Source organism: Streptomyces sp. NPDC090083 (genome assembly GCF_044747445.1).
Lineage (GTDB): Bacteria > Actinomycetota > Actinomycetes > Streptomycetales > Streptomycetaceae > Streptomyces.
The window spans coordinates 172,820-195,029 of sequence record NZ_JBIVED010000004.1 but is presented as its reverse complement, the minus strand read 5'-3'; the positions used below and the strand labels follow the sequence as shown (position 1 = coordinate 195,029).

Annotated in this window: 15 protein-coding genes; 9 read left to right on the top strand and 6 right to left on the bottom strand. The window is 71.2% G+C overall.

From position 1 onward, the window contains the following. The first annotated feature begins 522 nt into the window (after positions 1–522). The 4 genes from ACIPTO_RS16225 to ACIPTO_RS16210 all read left to right on the top strand — a co-directional run bounded on the left by ACIPTO_RS16225 (position 523) and on the right by ACIPTO_RS16210 (position 8,943). Positions 523–2,910 (top strand): RICIN domain-containing protein, encoded by a 2,388-nt coding sequence (locus ACIPTO_RS16225; RefSeq protein WP_401192356.1) that lies wholly within the window; start codon positions 523–525, stop codon positions 2,908–2,910. A 159-nt stretch (positions 2,911–3,069) separates the two neighbouring features. Continuing rightward, positions 3,070–4,947 carry an arabinofuranosidase catalytic domain-containing protein gene (locus tag ACIPTO_RS16220; protein WP_401192353.1) on the top strand — a complete coding sequence of 626 codons (1,878 nt, stop codon included), beginning with the start codon at positions 3,070–3,072 and terminating at the stop codon, positions 4,945–4,947. Positions 4,948–5,184: 237 nt separating this feature from the next. Next, positions 5,185–7,053, top strand: a complete 1,869-nt coding sequence (locus ACIPTO_RS16215; RefSeq protein WP_401192351.1) for a hypothetical protein — start codon at positions 5,185–5,187, stop codon at positions 7,051–7,053. 243 nt (positions 7,054–7,296) lie between these two features. After that, positions 7,297–8,943, top strand: a complete 1,647-nt coding sequence (locus ACIPTO_RS16210) for a beta-1,3-glucanase family protein (RefSeq protein WP_366326886.1) — start codon at positions 7,297–7,299, stop codon at positions 8,941–8,943. 39 nt (positions 8,944–8,982) lie between these two features. On the opposite strand, the gene secD is transcribed toward ACIPTO_RS16210, so the two are convergent. The 4 genes from secD to ACIPTO_RS16190 all read right to left on the bottom strand — a co-directional run bounded on the left by secD (position 8,983) and on the right by ACIPTO_RS16190 (position 13,390). Then, positions 8,983–11,196, bottom strand: coding sequence for a protein translocase subunit SecD (secD, locus tag ACIPTO_RS16205; RefSeq protein WP_401192347.1), 2,214 nt, complete (start codon positions 11,194–11,196; stop codon positions 8,983–8,985). A 45-nt stretch (positions 11,197–11,241) separates the two neighbouring features. Beyond that, positions 11,242–11,670 carry a hypothetical protein gene (locus ACIPTO_RS16200; protein ID WP_401192345.1) on the bottom strand — a complete coding sequence of 143 codons (429 nt, stop codon included), beginning with the start codon at positions 11,668–11,670 and terminating at the stop codon, positions 11,242–11,244. Between the two features lie 104 nt (positions 11,671–11,774). Next, positions 11,775–12,440, bottom strand: coding sequence for a response regulator (locus ACIPTO_RS16195; RefSeq protein WP_401192342.1), 666 nt, complete (start codon positions 12,438–12,440; stop codon positions 11,775–11,777). Next, positions 12,437–13,390, bottom strand: a complete 954-nt coding sequence (locus tag ACIPTO_RS16190; protein ID WP_401192340.1) for a HAMP domain-containing sensor histidine kinase — start codon at positions 13,388–13,390, stop codon at positions 12,437–12,439. Before ACIPTO_RS16190 ends, ACIPTO_RS16195 begins: the two co-directional genes overlap by 4 nt. 332 nt (positions 13,391–13,722) lie before the next feature. On the opposite strand from ACIPTO_RS16190, the gene ACIPTO_RS16185 reads away from it, so the two are divergent. The 5 genes from ACIPTO_RS16185 (at position 13,723) to ACIPTO_RS16165 (ending at position 19,330) form a co-directional block, all read left to right on the top strand. After that, positions 13,723–14,049, top strand: a complete 327-nt coding sequence (locus tag ACIPTO_RS16185; protein WP_401192337.1) for a TraR/DksA C4-type zinc finger protein — start codon at positions 13,723–13,725, stop codon at positions 14,047–14,049. Between the two features lie 46 nt (positions 14,050–14,095). After that, on the top strand, positions 14,096–14,470 hold the full coding sequence (locus tag ACIPTO_RS16180; protein WP_401192335.1) for a TraR/DksA family transcriptional regulator: 375 nt from the start codon (positions 14,096–14,098) through the stop codon (positions 14,468–14,470). After that, a complete protein-coding gene (locus ACIPTO_RS16175; protein WP_401192333.1) occupies positions 14,467–15,300 on the top strand; it encodes a rod shape-determining protein in 834 nt (277 codons plus the stop codon). The genes ACIPTO_RS16180 and ACIPTO_RS16175 overlap by 4 nt, the downstream gene beginning before the upstream one ends. 198 nt (positions 15,301–15,498) lie before the next feature. Then, positions 15,499–16,122, top strand: coding sequence for a hypothetical protein (locus tag ACIPTO_RS16170; protein ID WP_401192330.1), 624 nt, complete (start codon positions 15,499–15,501; stop codon positions 16,120–16,122). Positions 16,123–16,606: 484 nt separating this feature from the next. Next, positions 16,607–19,330, top strand: coding sequence for a LuxR C-terminal-related transcriptional regulator (locus ACIPTO_RS16165; RefSeq protein ID WP_401192327.1), 2,724 nt, complete (start codon positions 16,607–16,609; stop codon positions 19,328–19,330). A gap of 12 nt (positions 19,331–19,342) precedes the next feature. Here ACIPTO_RS16165 and lanKC read toward each other — a convergent pair whose 3' ends face one another. Together lanKC and ACIPTO_RS16155 are read right to left on the bottom strand one after the other, a co-directional pair. Next, positions 19,343–21,910 carry a class III lanthionine synthetase LanKC gene (gene lanKC / locus ACIPTO_RS16160; RefSeq protein WP_401192325.1) on the bottom strand — a complete coding sequence of 856 codons (2,568 nt, stop codon included), beginning with the start codon at positions 21,908–21,910 and terminating at the stop codon, positions 19,343–19,345. Between the two features lie 64 nt (positions 21,911–21,974). After that, positions 21,975–22,130, bottom strand: a complete 156-nt coding sequence (locus ACIPTO_RS16155; protein ID WP_366326908.1) for a hypothetical protein — start codon at positions 22,128–22,130, stop codon at positions 21,975–21,977. Positions 22,131–22,210: the final 80 nt, after the last annotated feature.

Below are 22,210 nucleotides of genomic sequence, written 5' to 3'. Positions count from 1 at the left end.
CCGGCCGACTTCGCCGACGAGTTGCGGGTGGGTGTCCCGACGGCTGCTCCGCACACGGTTTTGTCATGTTCCTGGCCGTGGGTCGGAAGTCGTGCTCTGATGTCAACTGCCGCTCCTTGCAACGTTGTAAAGAGCGGGTGCGATGAGCCGCCACCCTTCCTGAGTCGAGGAGGATTCGTGAGTAGGAAGTCCCTCGGTCGACGCTCCCCTCCGTTCCCTTCCGCTGGATGCGCGCCGGGCCCTGACGTGAAGGCGAACGCCGACGATCCGGCCGAGGTTGAGTCGGTCGGTGAACTCGCCTCCAAGACCGAAGACAACGTTGTCAGCAGTGTGTGAGGCATCAATGAGAAGCCGACCGACAACCCCTGAGTCTCCGATCGCTCCGATCCCTCCGATGGCGCCTATGTGAGCTTGCAAGACGTCGTCCGCCACTCCCGCCACTCCAGCGACGGGCGACCGGCACGCCGCCGGTGCCCGGTAGCCAGACCTCCCCCCACCCGCACCCCCCACAGGAGAAGCCGTATGCCGCTCGCCCGACGCCACTTCCTGCAGACCGGAGGACTCGCTGTCGGTTCCCTGGCCTTGGGTGTCGCACTGCCGTCAGTACCGGCTGCCGCGGCCGGCGGCCTCGCCGCCGATACCTTTGCTCGGCTGCGGCCCGGAAGCATCACCCCCCGAGGCTGGCTCGCCGGCCAACTGCGCCTGCAACTGGCGGGCTTGTGCGGCCAGTACGCCGCGCGCTCCCACTTCCTCGACCTCACGACCAGCGGTTGGGCACACCCCGACCGCGACGGTTGGGAGGAACTCCCTTACTGGCTGCGGGGATACGTCCCCCTCGCCATCGCGGCCGGTGACGCCGCCGCTCTCGATCAGGCCCGGCGCTGGTTCGACGCGGTCCTCGCCACGCAGCAGGCCGACGGCTTCTTCGGTCCGCGGTCACTGCGGACCTCCCTGAACGGAGGCCCCGACTTCTGGCCGTTCCTGCCACTGCTCCAAGCGCTGCGTACGTACGAGGAGTTCACGGGTGACCAGCGGATCGTGCCCTTCCTCGTGCGGTTCCTTCGCTTCATGAACGCCCAGGGGCGGGGCGCGTTCGACTCCAGCTGGGTCTCGCTGCGCTGGGGCGACGGAATGGACATCGCCGTGTGGCTGTACCGCCGCACGGGCGAGGCGTTCCTGCTCGACCTCGTCGACAAGATGCACGCGTGGGGCGCCGACTGGACCGGTTCCCTCCCCACGGCGCACAACGTCAACATCGCACAGGGATTCCGTGAACCGGCGCAGTACGCGCAGCGCTCCGGCTCCGCCGACCTGACCGCGACCACGTACCGTACCTACGATCAAGTCCTGGGCGGATACGGCCAGTTCGCCGGTGGCGGGATCGCCGGTGACGAGAACATCAGGCCCGGCTTCGGAGACCCGCGGCAGGGATTCGAGACCTGCGGCATCGTCGAGTTCATGGCCAGCCATGAGTTGCTGACCCGCATCACCGGCGACCCCGTATGGGCGGACCGTTGTGAGGAGTTGGCGTTCAACATGCTGCCCGCAGCCCTGGACCCCGACGGAAAGGCCGTGCACTACATCACCAGCGCCAACAGCGTGGACCTGGATAACGTTTCCAAGACCCAGGGCCAGTTCCAGAACGGCTTCGCCATGCAGTCGTATCAGCCGGGCGTCGACCAGTACCGCTGTTGCCCCCACAACTACGGAATGGGATGGCCCTACTTCAGCGAGGAGTTGTGGCTGGCCACCTCTGACGGTGGTCTCGCCGCCGCGATGTACGCGCCGAGCAGTGTCCGCGCCACGGTCGCCTCCGGCACGGAGATCACCATCACCGAGGACACGGACTACCCCTTCGACGAGACCGTCACCCTGACCCTGTCCACGCCGCAGCCGGTCTCGTTCCCGTTGCTGCTGCGGGTGCCGGGCTGGTGCGCGGGCCCTCAACTGCGCGTCAACGGGCAGTTGGTGGCGGCGCAGGACGGACCCGCGTTCGTCCGTGTGCAGCGGACCTGGAAGGACGGCGACCGGGTCACCCTCACCCTCCCGCAGCGCACCGCCGTCCGCACCTGGTCCGCCAACCACGGCGCCGTGAGCGTGACCCGCGGACCGCTGGTCTACGGGCTGCGCATCGGCGAGCAGTACATCCGCTACGCGGGCGACGACACCTTCCCCGAGTACGCGGTCCACGCCACGACACCCTGGAACTACGGCCTCGTACCCGACACGGCCTTCGCGCTGAGCCGTGCCGCCGGTCCGGTCGCGGCGAATCCCTTCACCCACGACACCACCCCGCTCACGCTCACCGCCCAGGCCCGCCGCGTCCCGGAGTGGATCGCCGACGACGAGCACGTGGTCGCCCCGCTCCAGCAGAGCCCGGCGCGGGCAACCGGAGCCGTGGAGCAGGTCACGCTCGTCCCGATGGGCGCGGCCCGGCTCCGGATCACGTCCTTCCCGACGGCGTCCCCGGACGGCGACCCGTGGCTGCCGGAGCCGCCGTACCGGCGCATCCTCAACAAGAACAGTGGGAAGGTGCTGGCCGTCGACGGCATGTCAACGGCCAACAGTGCGAGGGTCGTTCAGTTCGACAACACCGGCACCGGGGACCACGCGTGGCAGCTCGTCGACAAGGGTGACGGCTGGTATCTGGTGCGCAACGGCCAGAGCGGCAAAGTCATGGGTGTCGACGGAATGTCCACCCAGAACAGCGCGCACGTCGTCCAGTACGAGGACAACGGGACCGACGACCACCTGTGGAGCCTGGTCGACAAGGGCGACGGCTGGTTCTTGGTGCGCAACCGGCACAGCGGAAAGGTTCTGGGCGTCGACGGGATGTCCACGCAGAACAGCGCGCAGGTGGTGCAGTTCGACGACAACGGGACCGACGACCACCTGTGGCGGCTCGCGTGAGCCGGTGACCAACCACCTTCCCGGGGCGTCCCGGAGCTGCTGGTCACGGTGATGCGCCGGGTGCGGCGACCGATGCTCGACGTCGGCGCGACGAGAACCACCACACGGGAATCAAATCAGCTAAGGAGTTCGCAGGTCATGAAACCAAGGTTGACGCCTATGAATCGCCTCAGTCGGCTGGGATCGAGGCGAGGTCCGCTCATCATCCCGAGGGCGGCAAGATGCCTGGCCACCGTGGCCGCCACTCTCGGGCTCGTCCTCGCGTTCGTCGTCGGCCTTCCCACGACGTCGCAGGCGGCGGGCTCACTGCCGTGCGACATCTACGGAGCCGCCGGCACCCCGTGCGTCGCCGCGCACAGCACCACACGCGCCCTGCTGTCGTCGTACAACGGCCCGCTCTACCAGGTCACCCGGGCCTCGGACGGAGGCACGGCGGACATCGGCCTGCTGGCCCAGGGCGGCTACGCCGACGCCGGCCGGCAGGACACCTTCTGCCAGAACACGACCTGCCGCATCTCGAAGGTCTACGACCAGACGGCACGGCACAACGACCTCACCCCCGGCCCGGCAGGCACCGCGGGCGGCGTGGACCGTGGCGCCGACGCCGGAGAGATCGCGGTGACCGCGGGCGGCCACAAGGTGTACGGCATCTGGATCTCACCGGGTGTGGGCTACCGCTACACCGGCGTTGCCTCCGGCGTCGCGGTCAACGGCCAGGCCGAGGGCGCCTACATGGTGGCCAGTGGCACGCACGTGGGCTCCGACTGCTGCTTCGACTACGGAAACGCGGAGAGCACGCCGGCCGACACCGGCAACGGCCACATGGACGCCGTGAGCATCGCGACGACGTGCTACTTCGCGCCGTGCACCGGCTCGGGACCCTGGGTCGAGGCCGACATGGAGAACGGCATGTTCCAGGGGAACAACGGCTCCAACACCGCCAACCTGGGTAACAACAGCACGTATGTGACAGCCTTGTTGAAGAACAACGGCCAGACCAGATACGCGCTCAAGGGCGGCAACTCGCAGTCCGGCGCGCTGTCGACCTGGTGGGACGGAGCCCTGCCCACCCGTGGCGGCTACCAGCCCATGCAGCAGGAGGGCGGCATCATCCTGGGCACCGGCGGCGACAACAGCAACCGCAACCGCGGCACCTTCTTCGAGGGCGTCATGGTCGCCGGCTATCCGACGGACGCCGCCGACAACGCCGTGCAGGCCAACATCGTCTCCGTCGGCTACTCCGGTGAGACCGACGTGCCCAACGGCCCGCAGGGCACGATCACCGGACCCGGTGGCAAGTGCGTCGACGCCGCGGCGGACGACACCGGTGGCAACGGCACCGCCGTACAGCTCTGGGACTGCCAGACCTACGCCGAGGACCAGCACTGGCAGCACAACGCGGACGGCTCGCTCAGCACCATCGGGAAGTGTCTGGACATCGTGGGCAATGGGACGGCTGCCGGGGCGAAGGTCGAGTTGTGGGACTGCAATGGTGTGGGTGGTCAGAAGTGGGTTCAGCAGGCTGATGGTTCGTTGCTGAATCCGCAGTCGGGTCGGTGTCTCGATTCGCCGAGTGGCGCGACGGCCAACGGGACGCGGTTGCAGATCTGGGACTGCAACGGCGCCGCAGCCCAGAAGTTCGCGGTGAACGGGGGCGCCCCGGCGGTCGGACCCGGCGGCAAATGCCTTGATGTCGCCGCCGACGACACCGGCGGTGACGGCGCGGCCGTACAGCTCTGGGACTGCCAGTCCTGGGCGATCGACCAGCACTGGTACCACGGCTCCGACACCTCGCTGTCGACGCTCGGCAGGTGCCTGGACATCGTCGGCAACGGGACGGCCGCCGGGACGAAGGTCGAGTTGTGGGACTGCAATGGTGTGGGTGGTCAGAAGTGGGTTCAGCAGGCTGATGGTTCGTTGCTGAATCCGCAGTCGGGTCGGTGTCTCGATTCGCCGAGCGGTGCGACGGCCAACGGGACGCGGTTGCAGATCTGGGACTGCAACGGCGCCGCCGCCCAGAAGTTCACACTGGGCTGAGCACACGCGCGAACCTGCCGGAAGCGGAGGAGCCTCCGAAGGTCCCGCAGTCGATCAGAGGGTCATGACCCCGGCGATCTGCGGGGCCTTCGGGCCGGAACGGAGTCGGTGGCCGGCGACCCGTTGGAAAGGGATCGCCGCAGGAGGGGGCTGATTCCGGTGTCCTGGTTGTCGATGAGTTGCCGGCGTCGGGATGGAGCTGAGGGGTTGTCAGAGGCGGATTGTAGGGTCCCGCGTATGACTTCGATCATCGCCGGCGGAACCCCGGACGAACGTGTGACGACCTACTCCCTCATGCTCGCGAAGGCGAAGCCGGCTCAGGCTCGCAAGGCGGTACGAGAGCTGGTGCAGATCACCGACGACGGCACCGCGCTGCGGCTGGCGGCGCGTTTCGCGCCGGTCGCGGACCTCGCCGTGGAGACGCTGGTGCGGCTGTGGCCGACGGCAGGCGATCCGGACGGCTTCGCCGCGGCCCTCCTGGCGCCGGCCTTCCTCCGGGAGGGACGTACGGAGCTGACGTTGAAGCGCGTGACCTCGCTGTCGGGCCTTCGCCACCTCACCATGCTGCGCACGCTCACGGTGGATCGCTGCAAGGAGATAACCGACCTCGCGGAGATCGGCGAGCTCACCGAGTTGCGTCACCTCGATCTGAACGGCTGTGCGGGAGTCGAGGACCTCGGCCCGCTCAGCGGCCTTTCCGAGCTCACCTGGCTGAGCCTGCACCGCTGCCGTCCGGTGTCCGATGTCGAGCCACTGCTGTCCCTGAGCCGGTTGCGTCACCTCGACCTGAGCATGACCCGGGTCAGCGCGGTGGCCGACTTCGCCGCCGCCTTCCCCCTTCTTGAGCACCTGAACCTGCGCGGCTGCCGGTCCTTCAGGTCCCCGGCGCAGCTGTCCGGCCTCACCCGCCTGACCCACCTGGATCTCGGGTGGACGGCCATCCGTGACCTGACCGGTCTGACGAACGTGCCCGCGCTGGACGTGCTCCGCCTGGTCAGCTGCAAGCAGCTGCGTGACCTGACCGGCGTCGCCGCGGCCGGGAACCTCTCCGAACTGGTCGTCGAGGACTGCCCCCGTTTCGAGTCCGTCCGCGGCTTCGGCCACCACCCCCGTCTGACGACGCTGGCGATAACGGGCTGTCCGGACCTCTCCGACCTGCTCGGACTCTCGGCGCTCACGCACACGACGGAGGTGCGCATCGAGGGCAGCGAACGGCTGGTCTCCCTCGCCGGAGTCGGGGCGATGCCCTCCCTGGAAAGGATCACCTTCGAGAACTGTTCAGCGCTTGCGGACTTCGCTCATCTGGCCCACCTCACCGGCCCGTTCCGGCTTTACCTCGACGGGCTGGGCCTGATCCGGGACCTCACCCCGTTCGCGTCCCTCGGCGCCCTCCGCGGACTCGCTCTCGACAACTGTCCCGGCCTGCTGGACCTCACCGGCCTCGGCTCCCCTCACCCACTGGAGGAACTGTCCGTCAGCCACACCGGCAGCCTGCGCAGCCCCGGTGACCCGGGCCGCCTGCCGGCTCTGCGGGAACTGGAGTTCAGCGGCCTTCCCTCACTCTCCGACCTCGGTCGCCTCGACGGCCTGACCGCGCTCACCAAGGTCGTTGTGCGGGACTGCCGTGCGCTCACGGACATCAGGGGGCTGGCCGGCACTCCGGTCGCCGACCTGACCCTCGAAAGGGCCACGAGGCTCGACTCGCTCGACATCCTGGAGACCTGCCCGGAACTGCGCGCACTGAGCGTGGAACAGGCCCCGCGGCTGATCGACTTCCCCGCTCTTCCCGCCCTGACCCGGCTCTACCTCTCCCGCCTGGACTGGAGGGACCTCTCGCCTCTGGCCGGCCTCACGTCGCTCCAGTCCCTGCGCATGGGTTACCTGGACGACGTGGCGGACATCAGCACGCTGGCCGATCTGCCCGACCTCTCCGAACTCCTCTTCGGCGGCCATCACTCCCTCACCGAGCTGGGACCGCTGCTCGACATGAAGTCGTTGCGACGGCTCAACAAGTCACTGCAGATGAACGGAGAGATACTCCGGGGCCGACGCGACCCCGTCCTGACCGAACTCGCGGCCCGCGGCGTCGCGATCGACCAACGCTGACCGTCATCGACACCGGCAACGACTGACGGGCCGACACCCGGCAGGGAGGGGCCTCCCGGCGTAGGTGTTGGCGATCGAGTCGGCTTTCTGAAACCAGGTGCGGATCGCGCGGAATCCAGGGCTCCAGAACCCTTGACCGTATTGGTCCAGTCCAATAACGTCACCCCCGCACAGAACTCCACACGACCCAACACCCCACTACCGTCGCACTGCTGACGGACGGTCATGTCCCTGGGAGGACCTGTGGTATCCCGACGCTCCCTGCTGACCGCGGCCGGTGCCGCCACCGCCGCGGCTGTGCTCAGCCCGTTCTCGTCCACCGCCACGGCGGCGGCGGTGTCCCTCCCCGTGAAACTGGCCAACAACTCCGGCCACGACACCGTCTACGCCTACATCTCCGGCTCCGACAGCAGCGGCTGGCCCGTGTTCGTCTCGGCGAACGGCGCCCTGAACAGGCTGCCCAACCCGTCGTCCCCCGTGACCCCCATCGCCGACTACTCCATCCCGCTCGGCGCCTCCGGTTCGGCCGGGACCACGGTCAACCTGAACGACTACGTCATCGGCGGACGGGTCTGGTTCTCGGTCGGCCAGAAACTCCAGTTCTTCGTCAACCCCGGCACGGTACCCGGCCTGGTACAGCCCGCCCTGGTCAGCTCCGACCCCAACTGGGCCACCAACTGGACGTTCTGCGAGTTCACCTTCAACAGCGCCAACCTCTACGCCAACATCTCCTACGTCGACATGGTCGCGCTGCCGGTCTCCATGGCCAGCACCGGAAGCGGTGGCAGCCAGTCCGTCAGCCCGCTGCCCGCCGGAGCCCTCGCCTCCATCGCCTCCGGCCTCCAGGCCCAGCACGCCTCCGACGGAGCACCCTGGGACAGGCTGGTGGTCACCGACTCCTCGGGCGCCGTCCTGCGCGTCATGGCTCCCTCGCACTCGCCGGTCGACTTCGGCGGCTACTGGGACGACTACCTCAACCGGGTCTGGAGCCGCTACGCCTCCACCCCGCTGACCGTCAACGGACAGGGCAGCATCGGCTCCTACACCGGAACCGTCTCCGGCGGCGCCATCGTCTTCTCCGGCCTCAACACCAACGGCGTGCCGTTCACCAAGCCCAGCGCGGTCGACATCTTCGGCTGCGCGTCCGGCCCGCTCTACAACTCCGGCTCGGACGCCCGCGGCGCGGTCGCCGCGCGCCTCGCCGCCGCCCTCAACCGAAGCTCCCTGCTGGTCTCCGGCGGGAACAACCAGCCGGACGGCGTGACACCGTCCCAGTACTACCAGGACGCGATCACCAACCACTACGCACGCCTCGTCCACCAGTACGCCAGCATCGGCTACGCCTTCCCCTACGACGACGTCGGCGCCACCGGCTCGGCCCCCGTGGACGGACACATCCAGGACGGTGCGCCCACCTCGTGGACCATCACCCTGGGAGCCGGTTCCGGCAGCGGACCGGGGAGTCCTGGCTCGGGCACCGTCAGCGCGTACGGCACCATCCAGGCCGAGTCCTGGTCGGCGCAGAGCGGGACCACCACGGAGAGCTGCTCCGACACCGGCGGCGGCAGCGACGTGGGGTACATCTCGAACGGCGACTGGCTCAAGTTCTCGTCCGTGGACTTCGGTTCGACCTCCCCGGGCCAGTTCAAGGCCCGGCTGGCGTCGGGCGCCGCCGCCGGGATCAGCGGTGCGGTCCAGGTACGTCTGGACAGCACCGGCGGCACGAAGATCGCCGAGATCGACTTCGCCAACAACGGCGGCTGGCAGAACTGGCAGACGGTGCCCGCGAACGTCGTCGCCTCCGCCACCGGCGTCCACGACGTCTACCTGGTCTTCGCGGGCAGCACCTCCGACTTCACCAACATCAACTGGTTCACCTTCACCAGCTGATCCCAGGCCTCCCGCGTACCAGGAACCGCGGGTGAACTCCTATGCGCGGCTGCGCAGTTCCACGGCCAGCGGCGTGGCGGTGAACATGGAGGAGTACGTGCCGACCGCGAGACCGACGAGGAGAGCGAGGGCGAAGTCCGTCAGGGAGTCGCCGCCGAGGACGGCCAGTGCGGTGAGGATGAACGCGGCGCCCATGCCCGTGTTGACGGTCCGCGGCAGGGTCTGGACCAGCGCCCGGTCGGCGATACGGCCGAAGGGCGCCGCGCGGTCGCGGCGGCCGAGTTCCCTGATCCGGTCGAAGAGGACGACGGAGTCGTTGACGGAGTACCCGATGACGGTCAGGAGCGCGGCGAGGAAGACCCCGTCGACGGGTTTGCCGAGCCAGGCGAAGACGCCGACGAGGATCACGACGTCGTGGACGAGGGCGGCCACCGCGGAGGTTCCCAGGAGCCAGCGGAAACGCGCCGCGAGATAGCCGAGCTGCGCGACGAGGGCGACGGCCAGGGCGATGAGCGCGCCCTGGCGCAGTTCCTTGCCGAGGCTCGGGCCGATGGTCTCGTCACGGACCAGGTCGGCGCTGCCGGTCAGGGCGGTGACGGTTTCGGTGAGTGAGGCTGTCTCGGCCTTGCTGAGGTGGTGGGTGCGGACGGTGAGCCGGTTCTCGCCGGAGGTCTGCACGACGGCGCGGGCGAACCCGGCGTCGGCGAGGGCGCTCCGGGTCCGGTCGGCGTCGACCGGCGCGGCCATGTCGTATTCGACGAGGCGTCCTCCGGTGAACTCCACCCCGAAGTCGAGACCGCGCACGGCGATGCCGGAGCCGGCCAGGACGAGGGCCGCGGCGGAGACGGCCAGCCACCGGCGCGGATGGCGCATCAGGTGCGGATCCGCGCGGGTGATCCGGTCGCGGACGGCGCCGGTGTGCGCGATGCCGGTGATCCGGGGGCGGCACCGCACACCGCGACGGTCCACGGCGTACTCGGCGAGGACACGGGTGATGACCAGGGCGCTGAGCATGGAGGCGAGCACACCGATGCCCAGCGTCACACCGAACCCGCGCACGGGACCGGAGGCGAGGAAGAACAGCAGTCCGGCCGCGATGAGGGTGGTGACGTTGGAGTCGGCGATCGCGCTGAACGCCCCGCGGAACCCCGCTGTCAGGGACGCCCGCGGACTGGGGCGGGAGCGGGCGGCGTACTCCTCCCGAGCACGTTCGAAGACGAGCACGTTGGCGTCGACCGCCATGCCGATCGCGAGGACGAACCCGGCCAGGCCGGGCAGGGTGAGCGTGGCGCCGAGGGCCGCGAGGGCGGCGTAGGAGACGAGGCCGTAGCAGGCCAGTGCCACGGTCGCCAGGACGCCCACGAGCCGGTACACGGCGATGATGAACAGCGAGGTCAGGGCGGTGCCGACGGCGGCGGCCCAGGCGCTGGCCCTGATCGCCTCCGCGCCGAGCGTGGGACCGACGGTGCGCTGCTCGATGGTCTCGACCGGGACGGGCAGGGCGCCGCCGTTGATGAGCAGTGCCAGCTCTCGTGCCTCGCCGTCGTCGAAGGTTCCGTTGATCTGGGTGGAGCCGCCGCCGATGCCGGAGCCGCAGGCGACGGACGGGTCGACCTGCGGCGACGAGATGATCTTGTCGTCGAGGACGATGGCGACCCGGCGGGACGGGCTCCCGGCCTGGTGGCAGGCGGCCTCACCGGTCAGGCGGGCCCACCGGTCCTTGCCCGCTCCCTTGAAGTCGACGGTGACATGCCACCCGGCGCCGCCCTGCTGGTCGAAGCGGGCGGCGGCCTTGTCGACGGCGTCGCCGGTCAGGGAGGCGGCCCCCAGGCGCAGGGACTGCCCCGACTCGTCGGCCAGCACGAGCTGCTGCTGTCCGGGCGTGGCGCCGGCATCGGACGCCGTGCCGAGCACCTGGTGGAAGGTGAGCTGCGCGGTGCGGCCGAGGACGTCCGCCGCCTTCCGCGGGTCCTGTACGCCCGGAAGCTCGACGACGATCCGATCGTCGCCGGAGCGCGTGATCGTGGGTTCGGCGACGCCGAGCGCGTCGACACGGCCGCGCAGCACCTCGATGATGCGCTCGGTGGCATCGCTCTCGCGGTCGGCGGCGGTCGTCGGCCGGGTCTCCAGCACGAATTGGGTGCCGCCCCGGAGGTCGAGTCCGAGGTGGACGGGCACGGTGAGCGCGACGTACAGGGACAGTGCGACGGCAGCGAGGGCGATCAGCGCTCTGGTGCGGCGGGATCGTTTCACGGCGGGCCTCCGGCGGACATGCCGCGGCCGGCACTGCGACCGCGGTCAGGGGAAGTTCGGGAAGTAGGGGAGAAGTTCGGGTGCCGGAGAACGAGGAGGCGCGCGGGTCCTGTGCCGGTTCGTCGGCCCGTCGGAGGGTGCCGGGTGCGGCACGGTCGGCCCGGTCCGCGAGGACGGGAGCAGGTGCGCGGCCGTGACGTGCGACGCCACGGGAACGGGAAGCGGCGGTGAAGGACGCTCACCGGTCGACTCGCCCCGACTTCTGGCCGCGGTGGTGGACACGGCGGAGTCCGCGTCGTCCGTGTGCGGGCGGCTGTCGGCCGACACGGACGCGACGGCGGCACGCATCGTGCCGTCGAGGGGATGAGGGAACGGAGCGGCGAGCAGAGCGGTGAGGACGGCGAGCAGGACGACCCGCACCACCGCCCGGAACGGGCCCCCGGAGCACGGCGCGGTGGGCGTGCAGCGTGCCATGCCCCGTCCCTTTCGCATGTCGGTGGCGGTCGGCCGGGAGAGCTCGGAGGCCTCAAGGCACCGGCCGGGGAGTGGGCGGCCAGTGCCTTGAGGCGGTCAGGAGGTCAGGCCTCGATGAGGCCGACACGGATGGCGTACCGGGTGAGCTCCAGCCGGTCACGCAGCCCGAGCTTGGACAGCAGGTTGGCCCGGTGCCGGTGGACGGTCTTGATGCTGATGAAGAGCATCTCCGCGATCTCCTTGGACGAGTGGCCCTCGGCCACCAGCTTGAGGACCTCCTCCTCGCGCGCGGTCAGCAGCTGGTCGGGCACTTCCTCGCCGTGGCGGACCCGGTCGAGATAGTGGCGGATCAGGGCGGTGACCGCGCCCGGATACAGGAAGGGCTCGTCACGCATGGCGGCCCGGCAGGCGGCCACCAGGTCGCGGTCGGCCACGGACTTCAGCACATATCCGCTGGCCCCCGCCTTCAACGCCTGGAAGAAGTACTGCTCGTTGTCGTGCATCGTCAGCATCAGCACCCGCACCCCGGGCTTCAGGGCGACGAGTTCGCGGGCGGCCTGCAGACCCGTCATCCGCGGCATCGCGATGTCCAGTACCGCGAGGTCCACCTCGTGGCTGCGGGCCAGCTCGATGGCCTCCGCGCCGTCGCCGGCCTCGGCGACCACCTCAAGGTCCGGTTCCCGGTCGAGGATGAGGCGCACTCCACGACGTACCAGCGCGTGGTCGTCGGCGAGGAGAACGCGGATCACGGGGGTGTGGGGCGTGGTCATGGCTGCTTCCTGGGTACGGGCACGGTCAGCCGGACCCGCGTACCGGTCCGGGGCTGGGAGGAGACGTCCAGCGTGGCCCCGATCAGCAGGGCCCGCTCCCGCATGCCGCGGATGCCCGCGCCTTCGCGGGCCACGCCGGTGCCGCGGCCGTCGTCGACGACGGTGAGCACCACCGTCCCGTCGGTGTGCCGGAGGCTCACCTCGACCTGGTCGGCCTCGGCGTGGCGGGCCGCGTTCGTCAGGGCCTCCTGGGCGACGCGGTACAGGACGAGTTCCGTCTGCTGATCCAGCGCGGGGAGACCGGAACAGAAACCGCGGACGACGCGCAGTCCCGCGTGGGTGGAGAACTCCGTGGTCAGCGAGGTCAGCGCACTGACCAGGCCGAGGTCCTCCAGCACCCCCGGCCGCAGCCGGCGGGCCAGCCGGCGCACCTCGTCCAGGCCGCCCCGGGTGATCTCCTGCACGTGCCGCAGTTCGCCTTGGAGGGGCTCCTCGGCCTCGGCCGCCACCCGCTCCAGGGACAGCAGGACCGCGGTCATCGTCTGACCGACCTCGTCGTGCAGCTCCTGGGCGATACGACGGCGCTCGGCCTCCTGCGCGGTCAGGACACGGGCGTTGCTGGTGGCCCGTTCGCGCTCCAGCCGTTCGAGCATCGCGTTGAAACCACGGATCAGCTCGGCCGTCGCGCCGTGCCCCTGGGCCGGCAGCCGCTGTCCCGGGCGCAGCAGATCCACCGTGGTCATCAGCCGGGTGAGCCGGTCGAGCGGAGCCAGACCGATCCGCAGCATCGCCGCGTTCGCGACCAGCATGACGACCAGGCCGATCACGAGGATCACCGCCTCGGTCAGGACCACCGGCACGGACACCGTCACCGGAGCCCACAGCAGCAGCGCGGTGGCGCTGCCGAGCACTACCGCGTTGAGGGCGAAGATCCGCCAGAACAGGGACACCGGGATGACGCCTCTCTCGTTGACACGGCGTTGTCTCCAGTGTCGGTCACCGCGCACCCCGAGCCGGACGCGCCTCCAAGGGCCCTGACCGGCCCGCTTCCCAATCTGCCCGCTGCCGTACGCCACGTCGATGGGGTCCAGTACCCATTTGGCGACCCTGGCCTGCCCATGCCGTGATGGGCCCTGGGCCGGCCCGTAGATGGTCATCGCGCCCGATGGGTTTCCCGCCTGCCACCGACCACGCTGGAGGCACCGGAGCACACACGGTGCCTTCCGGCCCTCGACCCCACCGTCCAGCGGCGCGCCGCGCCCCGTCGGAAGAAGGCCCCGCCATGTCGCTCGACACACCCCGGACCGAGACCCGCCCCGAGCGGCTGACCGCCCATGAGGCTCGCCGGCGCCTGGAACACGAACGCGCCTCCAGGCTCACACAGTTGCAGGCCGTCGACGAGGCGGGGCCCGACGCGGGAGAACAGCTGATGTCCGCGCAGAAGGACACCATCCGGCGGGTCCTCGCCGAGATCGAGGCCGCGTTCGCGCGCGTCCAGGACGGAACCTACGGCAGCTGCCGAGGCTGCTCCCGGGCGATCCCCGTCGAGCGCCTGGAGATCCTGCCGTACACGAGCCACTGCGTTCCCTGCCAGCGGCACGCCGGCTGACGACCGCCCCTCCGCCGCACGTCTCCCGCCCTGCCCTGGGGGTGAAATGGTGAACCAGCAGACCACTGACGACCACGACAGGAACCTCTCCGCCGAGGACCTGGCCGCACTGCGCGAGAACCTGCACGAGCAACGCCTGTTCCGCCAGGAGCAGTTGGAGCAGCTCTCGGCATCCGCCACGACCCGGGCCGCCGCGTCCCCCGAGCGCCGGTCCGCGTCCCAGACCGAGGTCCGTGTCACGCTCACCGCCACCGCCCGGATGGTCCTCGCCGAAGTCGAGGCCGCCCTGGCGCGGATGGACCAGGACACCTACGGAACCTGCCGGCTCTGCCGCGGACCCGTCGCCCTCGCGCGGCTCATGATCGTGCCGCAGGCCCGCCACTGCGCCCACTGCCAACAAGCCCTGGAGGCCGGACGATGACCACTCCGTCGGGCCCCCGCCCCACGTCCGCCCGGCACCGTCCGTGGCCCTGGTGCCGGCACTGCTGCGGCATCGCCCTCGACCTGGGCAGCGCCCGTACCCGCGTCTGGCTGTCCGGACGGCGGACCATCATCGACATGCCCACGGTGACCTTCCCGGGCGTCGGCTCCGTCTGCCCCATCCAGCGCGGCTGCATCGTCGACACCCCCGGCACGGCACGCATGCTCAACCGGATGCTCGGCCACCGCCTGCCCCGCTTCGGCCGCCCGGTGGTCATCCTGACCACGCCCGTACTGGGCGCGGTCGCCTACCGGACCGAGGCCCGCGCCGCGGTCGAGATCCTGCGCCCGCGCACGGTACTGACCGTATCCACCGCGCGCGCCGTGGCCGTCGCCGTGGACGCCGACCTGACCCGCCCCCTGCTCGTCGTGGACCTCGGTGCCCATCTCACCGAGGTCGCGCTCCTGGCCGACGGAGCGGTCGTCGACGCCCGCCACACCGCGCTGGGCACCAGCGACCTGGACCGCCTCACCCCGCCCACGCGGATCGCCGACGCGGTCGTCGCGATGGTGACCACGATGCTGGAGGAGGACCCCGGCTCACAGGCGCTCGACGCGCTGCGGCGGGGCGCGCTGCTGGTCGGCGGGGGAGCCCTGCGCCCCGAGATCACGTACCGGCTCGCCCGCAGACTGGACACCCCCGTCCAGCCGGTGCCCGCCCCGCAGACCGCGGCGGTCCGAGGCGCCGCGAAGCTCCTCCAGGCCGCCCACACTCACCCGTCCACCACCGGCGTCAGCGACGTCACGCGCGTGCTGCCGCGGTCTGTCTGACGGGGCGCCGCCGTCCACCGGGGGCGGATCGCGCGGATCAGGTGTGCCCGGGCGGCCCGGTCCCGCCGTCCACGCCGAACGCCGAGCGCCGAATGCCGAGCGCCGAGCGATGCAAGCACCGTCGTCCGGGCCGTACGGAATGCGCCTGGCTCGTGCGGCTCGTCTGACTCGTACGGCTCGTATGGAAGGAGAAGCACCGTGGCCCGCGCGGTACTCCCGGCGGAACCGCCCCACGAAGAACTTCCCCGTGTCCTGCTGTGGCGATGGCGGCGCAACCCCCTGCGCCGCCGCACCGACCTCGTGCAAGCATGGATCGCGGCCGGCCTGTTCCTGATCGTCCTGGCCGGCATCCCCGCCGCGATGTTCCTGGCCGGTGACACCGCGTACCGCCACTACGAGAAGTCGGCCCGCCACCAGATCGCGACCCGGTACCCCCTCCCCGCCGTACTCGTCCGGGACGCCCCGCGCCACCCCGAACCCGGCTCGGACGAGGCGAAGAAGGCCCGCTATTCGGTCACCGTCCGCTTCACCGACGACCATGGCCGGTCCCGCACCGCACAGGCGAACGTCCGTCCCGCTCTTCCGGCCGGGAGCACCGTCCAGGTCTGGGTGACCGCCGAGGGAAAGGTCACCGGCCCGCCCCTCACCCCGGAGCAGATCCGCAACCACTCCATGGGCTGGGCGCTCGTCGCCGCCCTGACCGTCCCGCTGATCGGCGCCGCCGTCTATGGCCTGGCCGACCGCCGGCTGGAGCGGCACAACCTCGCCCGGTGGGACACGGCCTGGGCCGAGACCGCCCCACGCTGGACCACCTTCCCCTGACACGGCACCGCGACCCGCGATGCGTCACGGCGTGCTCACGGCGTCCTCGCGGCGTCCTCCGGGAGGACGGAGCCGGGCGTGAGGAGGGGACGGGGGCGCACGGCCGACGGTTCTACGATCGCTGCTCTCCCGAACATGGCGACGGCGGTACGCGCGAGCCCACCGCGCCCGAGCGCCGGGAGGCTTGAGACAGGGCGCCTGATTGCCTCAACTCGGGGCGCCTGCGGGCGAGTTGTTCGAGTCCGGCCGGGGAGAAGCTAAAAACTTGCTAATGAGCTGCCGGTGGGGAGCGGTTCCGGAGCGGTCGCCGGCGCGCGTGATTCCGGTGTGAACCGGGGCAACTCGGCTGTGTGGTCGGTTCATTTGTGCGGGTTCGTCATCGGGGCGGGACGGGATCGGCCTCATCGATTTGATGGGTATTGGTCACGTAGAGTCCTCAGGAAGCGCGTGTCAGTCATGGCGGGGGCCTGGGGCCGGGGGGCGGATGACGGTTCTGCCGGGCAAGGGAGTCGCCGGGGTTCGGCGGATCGTGGGACGCGAGGCCGAAGTCACCGCTCTGGCAGGGGCGTTGGACCAGCTGACGTCGGGGGTCGGGCGGGCGATCGCACTCGTCGGCGAGCCCGGCATCGGGAAGAGTGTCCTGTTGGGGGCCGCCGTCTCGCGGGCCCGCGCGGGCGGGTTCCGCGTGCTCGACGCGCGAGGGCCGGGCATGCCGCCGTCGGCCGACGTACGGGAACAGCAGGATGTGCGGGCGCACAGCGCGCAGAGTCCGCCCCTGGTCGTCGCGGTCGACGATCTGCACCATCTCGACGGCGGCCGGATCCCGGACGTCGAGCGGCTGATCGACGCCGCCGCAGGTCCCGTGCTGTGTCTCCTGGCCTACCGGCAGCGGCAGTTGTCGCCCGCGCTGGCGGCGGTGCTCGCGCGCGCGGCAGCGGCCGACCTGCTGGAGGTCTGGCACGTCGGTCCCCTCTCCCCGGAGCAGGCGCGGGAGTTACTGGGGGACCGGCCGAACGCCGAGGAGATCCAGCGAGAGGCCCTGGGCAACCCGCAGTACCTCAAAGTGCTCGCCGCGTACGGGAAGGGCCGTGGAACCGAGAGTGGTGACGCGGTGGGGACGGACGCCGAGACGGCGATCCTCGGTGAGCTGGCCGGTCTCGACCCCACCGCGCTGGCCGTCGTCCAGGCGGCGGCCGTGCTCGGGGAGCCGTTCCACCCGGAACTGCTGGCGGAGGTGGCGGACCTCGATGCGGTCCGTGCGATGCGGGCGCTGGACACGCTCACCCGGCTCGACCTGGTCCGGCCGGCCGGCTCCGCGGCCCAACTGGCCCTGCGCCACCGGGCGGTGGCGGAGATCGTCTACCGGCGTCTCGAACCGAGCCGCCGGACCGCCCTGCACCTGACCATCGAGACCGCGCTGACCAAGCGGGCCGCCCCGATCGTACGGCGTGCCCACCACGCGGCGCGGGCCGCCGATCCGGGCCGGCCCGAGCACGCCACGACGCTGATCGCCGCCGCACGCGAGGCGCTGTACACCGACCCGGCGCTCGCGGCCGACCATCTGCGGGCCGCGCTGTCGCTGCTCCAGGACGGCGACCCGCTCCGGTACCAGGCCCAAGTCCTGCTGGCGCGAACGCAGTTGCTCAGCGGCGAGGCGACGGAGAGCCGCGCGCTGCTGGACGCCCTGCGGTCGGCTATACCCGGCCGTTCGGTCCCGGACCCCGGCACGCTCGCCGACGCGAGCCGCATCGAACGGCGGCTGGGCCGGGTCACGGAGGCCGGCGCGATAGCCCGCTCCGCACTCGCCACCCTGAGCGACACCGCGACCGCCGCCGCCCTGCACACCGAACTCGCCGACCACGCCTACGACATGCAGGACTACGACACCTCACGGCAGCATGCCGAGACGGCCGCCGTGATCGCGCACAGGCACGGCGACGCCATAGGGGAGGCGAAGGCGCTGGCGCAGGCGGCGCTCGCGCGGTTGTACTCCGCGGACCAGGCCACCGCGCTGACCACGGCGGCGAGAGCGGCCGATCTCGTCGACGCGGCCTCCGACGCCACCTTGCTGACGAACCTGGAGGCGGTCCACCAACTGGGCATGACCGAAGGGATTCTGGGCCGCTTCGCCGACGCCGAGCGCCATCTCGCGCGCGGTGCGGATCTGTCCCGGCGCACAGGACAGACGTACATGCAGCGGGACGTCCTGACGTCACTGGCCAACGCGCGGTTACGGTCGGGGCACCTCACCGGTGCGCTGAGCACCCTCGACGAGACCGCCCGGCACATGGAGAGCCACGGTGGGCCGGCCACCCAGGGGGTCATCGGGATGCTCCGCGCGGAGATCCTGTACTGGCTCGGCCGCCCCGGCGACCTGGACGAGGCCGCCGCCTCAGCCGAGCGGGCCGTCGCGATCGCCGGCGGATCACCGTACGCCTGGGCGCTCACGGTGCGCTGCTATCACGCCGAGTTCGTCCTGCTCAACGGTGAGGCGGCGCGCGCCACTCGGCTCCTGCTGGACGCCACGGGCGGCCTCGAACTCCCGAAGCTCACGATCTGGCGCAAGCCCCGCTGCTGCGACACCCTGGCCCAGGCGGCGCTCACCACGGGCGACCGGGCCTCGGTCGAGCACTGGGCCCGGCTCGCCGAGAGCTGTGTCGAACAGCTGCCCTCCAGCGGGCGGTTGGGCTTCGCCCTGCGCGCCCGGATGCGCGCCCACGCGGCGGCCGGCGACATCGAGCGGGCGGTGCGCAGCGCACGGGAGGCGTTCGCCGACTTCTCCACCGGCGGCGAGCGCATCGAGGCCGGCCGCACCCTGTTCCAGGCCGCCTCGCTCTGTCTGGACGCGGGGCGGACCGAAGGCGTGGACGGATGGCTGGAGAGTGCCGCCGACCTGGCCCGGCAGTGCGGTTCGAGCCGAATGGCGCAGGAGGTGGCTCTTCAGCGGGCGCGGCTCGCCGCTCCCGGCGACGCGCCCGCGACCCTGTCCGTCCTCACCGCCCGTGAACGGGAGATCGCCGACCTCGCCAGTACGGGGATCACCAGCGCCGAGATCGCCGAAGCGCTCTTCCTGAGCGTCCGGACCGTCGAGAGCCACTTGGGCCGGATCTACCGCAAACTCGACGTGCCCAACCGCGCCAGTCTCACCCGCGCCGTGCTGAAGCACGGGTCGCCCGCGCCCGGAGCCCAACGCCCCCTCTCCGATTAAGAGTTGGTGCCGCTAGGCGGTGAACGCGAGCAGCGAGCCGAGTCGCCCCCGGCCCTCGAACGCGGTGTGGAGGGCGAGCAGGACGCCGGCCGAGCCGGTGGCGAGGTCAGTAGAGAGGCGGCGCAGACCCCTGCCGGGGAAACGGAGACTGCCGTCCGTGTGGATTGCGTGCCAGGAGAGTCTGCGGATCGAGCCGAGGGCCTCCGGCCCGGGCTGGGCGTCCCGGTCCGGTGGTTCGAGCAGGCTCAGCACCGCGATATGGCCGGCCCGTCCCCGGAACAGCCCCGGTTCGCGGACGAAGTCGGAGGCGCAGACCGGGCGGACGGTCGCCGTGAAAGCGGCCAGGTCGGGATCGTCGGCGCGGGCCAGGTACTCCCGCGCGACCAGGGCCATTCCGCCGCTGCCCGCCTCCAGATAGGCCAGGTGACGGTGGCCGTATCGGGCCTGGACCGTCCCGTCCGGCATCGTGACACAGTGCCTCAGGTCGAGGGCGAGGGCGGCCCGGGCCGCGGTCAGATACCGCCGGTCCCCGGTGACGGAGTGCAGCCGCAGCTGGAGGAGGGCGGAGCCGCTGAAACCGTCCAGCACTCCGCCCGTGACGGGGAGGAGGACACCGTCCGCCGCTCCGTCCCGCCCCAGCGTGTCGAGCCGTCGCGCGATCCGGTCAGCGTCGTCCAACAGCGACCTGTCACCGGTGAGTTCGGCGAAATGGCAGAGCGCGAGACCGACCCCGGCCTGTCCGCCGTACACCCCGCACCGCGCCGGGAGGCCGGCCGTCCGGGCGGCGGCAAGGATCTCCGACGCCGCATCCGCGCGGCCGAGTTCGGCCAAGGTCGCGGCGGCGCCGTACGGTCCGTCGTACAGACCGTGCCCCGCCCCGGGACCGGCGAGACGCGCCGCGCGTACGAGCCAGTCGGTGTACGACGCGGGGACGGCGGTGCCCACGCGGTGCAGCGCGAGCAGGACTCCGGCCGCGCCGTGGGCGAGGGTGTGGCCGCCGCTGTCGAAGACGGACCAGTGGGCCGGGAACAGCCGGTCGGCCCGCTCCGGGGTCGCGTCCGCGAGGATTCCGGCGACCAGCGCGTCACGTACGGCGGGCCAGTCGAACGGCTCGCGGCCGAAGAGATCCTCGGCCTCGGGGGCCGGGGGAGGGGTGGCGCGCGGCGCGTTCCTCCGGCCGATCTCCGGCCGACGGGGGCCGTCGGTGGGCGACAGCCCGAAGCGGGCGCGTGCGACCACCTCCAGCTGAGCGGCCTTCCCGGGATCGAGATCGATCAGTTCCGGCATCGCCATCAGCGTGAACAGCCAGGTCGCCCACAGGCCGTACCGATCTGCCTCGGCGCCCGTCGCCCCGGCCGGAGCGGCGAAACCGGCGGCGCCGACCCGAGGCAGGTTCCGCTCGTCGAGACCGGTGGCGTACTCGAAGCCGACCAGGACCACGGAGTCGTCCGGGCGTACGACGATGTTGCGGGGCTGTACGTCCCGGAGGCAGACCCCCCGTCCGTGCAGGGCGTCCAGGGCCGAGGACAGAGCGCCGATCACCTTCGACACCCACCGCGCGTACGCGCGGAAGGCGGCCTCGGACGTGTCCCGGCCCGGGAGCGGATACCGGCCGATCACCGCCTCCAGGAGAGTCGGCCCCGCCACGTACTCCTCGACGAGGAAGTGGTGCTCCCACGCGGTGCGCAGCCCGTGCAGGCGGGGAACGCAGTCCAGTCCCTGGAGTTCCGCCAGGACGCGGTACTCGCGGTGCAGCCGTTCCACCGCGTCACTGCCGTCGTCGTCCAGGGCGCTGAACGGGCGCGCCTCCCGCAGCACCACCTGACGGCCGGTGTCCCGCTCCTCGGCGAGATAGACCCCTCCCGCGGTGGAGAAGTGCAGGGCCCCGCGGACCACGTACGGGAAGGAGTCGTCGCGTGCGGCCCGCCGGGCGGCCAGATGCGGCTCCAGGACCGGCGGCGGCGTCACCCACTCCGGCATCTGGAAGGCAGGGCTGCGGACTTCGGGCACACGAGCGCCGGACGGGTCGACCAGGGCCGGGACCGGTCTGCCGTCCTCGCCCGGACAGTGCCGCCCGCCGAACGAGCCGTAGCGGACATGGAGCGGGCCCCGGCCGATCCGCAGGTCGCCGAGGAGGTACGGACCCGGGAGCCCGTCCAGGGCGTCGAGCAGTGCGCCGAGGATCTCCGCAAGGTGCAGATCGTCGCGCGGGCGGACGGTGATGAACCGTCCGGCGTCGACGCGGGGCGCGTCGCGCCCCGACATGGTGGTCAATGCCCTTTCGCTGCGCAGGAACGCGAACGGCACACCACCGGCCAGGCAGAGCGCGGCCGTGCGATCCAGCGCCGTCGGCGCCGTACGCGGCGTCGCCGACACATGGATCTCCCAGCCCTGCCCGACCGGTGGCGCGCCCTGCGGCGTCAGGTTGACCCACAGGCCGGACTCGGAGCGCCGCCATCCCGGCGGAGCCGCCCTGTCGGCCTGCGGGTACCGCGAGGCGTCGTCGTCCAGGCGGCTCGGCGTCTCGTAGTGGAGGGGGTCGGCGACGCCGTAGAGCAGTGCCTCGCGGGCGTCCGCCACGATGATGCCTCCACTGGGAGTGTCAACCTGCTGTCGGCCGGACCGGGCGCACGGCGCCCGGGGGTCACTCCTCGTTCGCGGAACTGATGTTGCTCAGGCAGGTCCAGAAGCCGGACTGGTCCTGGGACTTGCCGAGGCCCTGGAGGTCCAGGATCGAGTGCGCCTCGACCTCCGGTGACTCCTCGAAGGGCTGCTGCAGCGGCTCGGTGCTCTGCGTCATGGCGATCTCCCTTGTGCCGATCGATGGGTGGATCCTTGCCCTGTCGACGCTAGGTGGCGCCTGCCTGCCATCGGTTGGCC

What these genes read in the sequence shown, in the direction of transcription:
- ACIPTO_RS16220 (WP_401192353.1), top strand. Translation starts at nt 3,070, where the DNA reads ATGAATCGCCTCAGTCGGCTGGGATCGAGGCGAGGTCCGCTCATCATC.
- ACIPTO_RS16165 (WP_401192327.1), top strand. Translation starts at nt 16,607, where the DNA reads ATGACGGTTCTGCCGGGCAAGGGAGTCGCCGGGGTTCGGCGGATCGTG.
- ACIPTO_RS16185 (WP_401192337.1), top strand. Translation starts at nt 13,723, where the DNA reads ATGTCGCTCGACACACCCCGGACCGAGACCCGCCCCGAGCGGCTGACC.
- ACIPTO_RS16180 (WP_401192335.1), top strand. Translation starts at nt 14,096, where the DNA reads ATGGTGAACCAGCAGACCACTGACGACCACGACAGGAACCTCTCCGCC.
- ACIPTO_RS16195 (WP_401192342.1), bottom strand. Translation starts at nt 12,440, where the DNA reads ATGACCACGCCCCACACCCCCGTGATCCGCGTTCTCCTCGCCGACGAC.
- ACIPTO_RS16175 (WP_401192333.1), top strand. Translation starts at nt 14,467, where the DNA reads ATGACCACTCCGTCGGGCCCCCGCCCCACGTCCGCCCGGCACCGTCCG.
- ACIPTO_RS16155 (WP_366326908.1), bottom strand. Translation starts at nt 22,130, where the DNA reads ATGACGCAGAGCACCGAGCCGCTGCAGCAGCCCTTCGAGGAGTCACCG.
- ACIPTO_RS16225 (WP_401192356.1), top strand. Translation starts at nt 523, where the DNA reads ATGCCGCTCGCCCGACGCCACTTCCTGCAGACCGGAGGACTCGCTGTC.
- ACIPTO_RS16200 (WP_401192345.1), bottom strand. Translation starts at nt 11,670, where the DNA reads ATGGCACGCTGCACGCCCACCGCGCCGTGCTCCGGGGGCCCGTTCCGG.
- ACIPTO_RS16215 (WP_401192351.1), top strand. Translation starts at nt 5,185, where the DNA reads ATGACTTCGATCATCGCCGGCGGAACCCCGGACGAACGTGTGACGACC.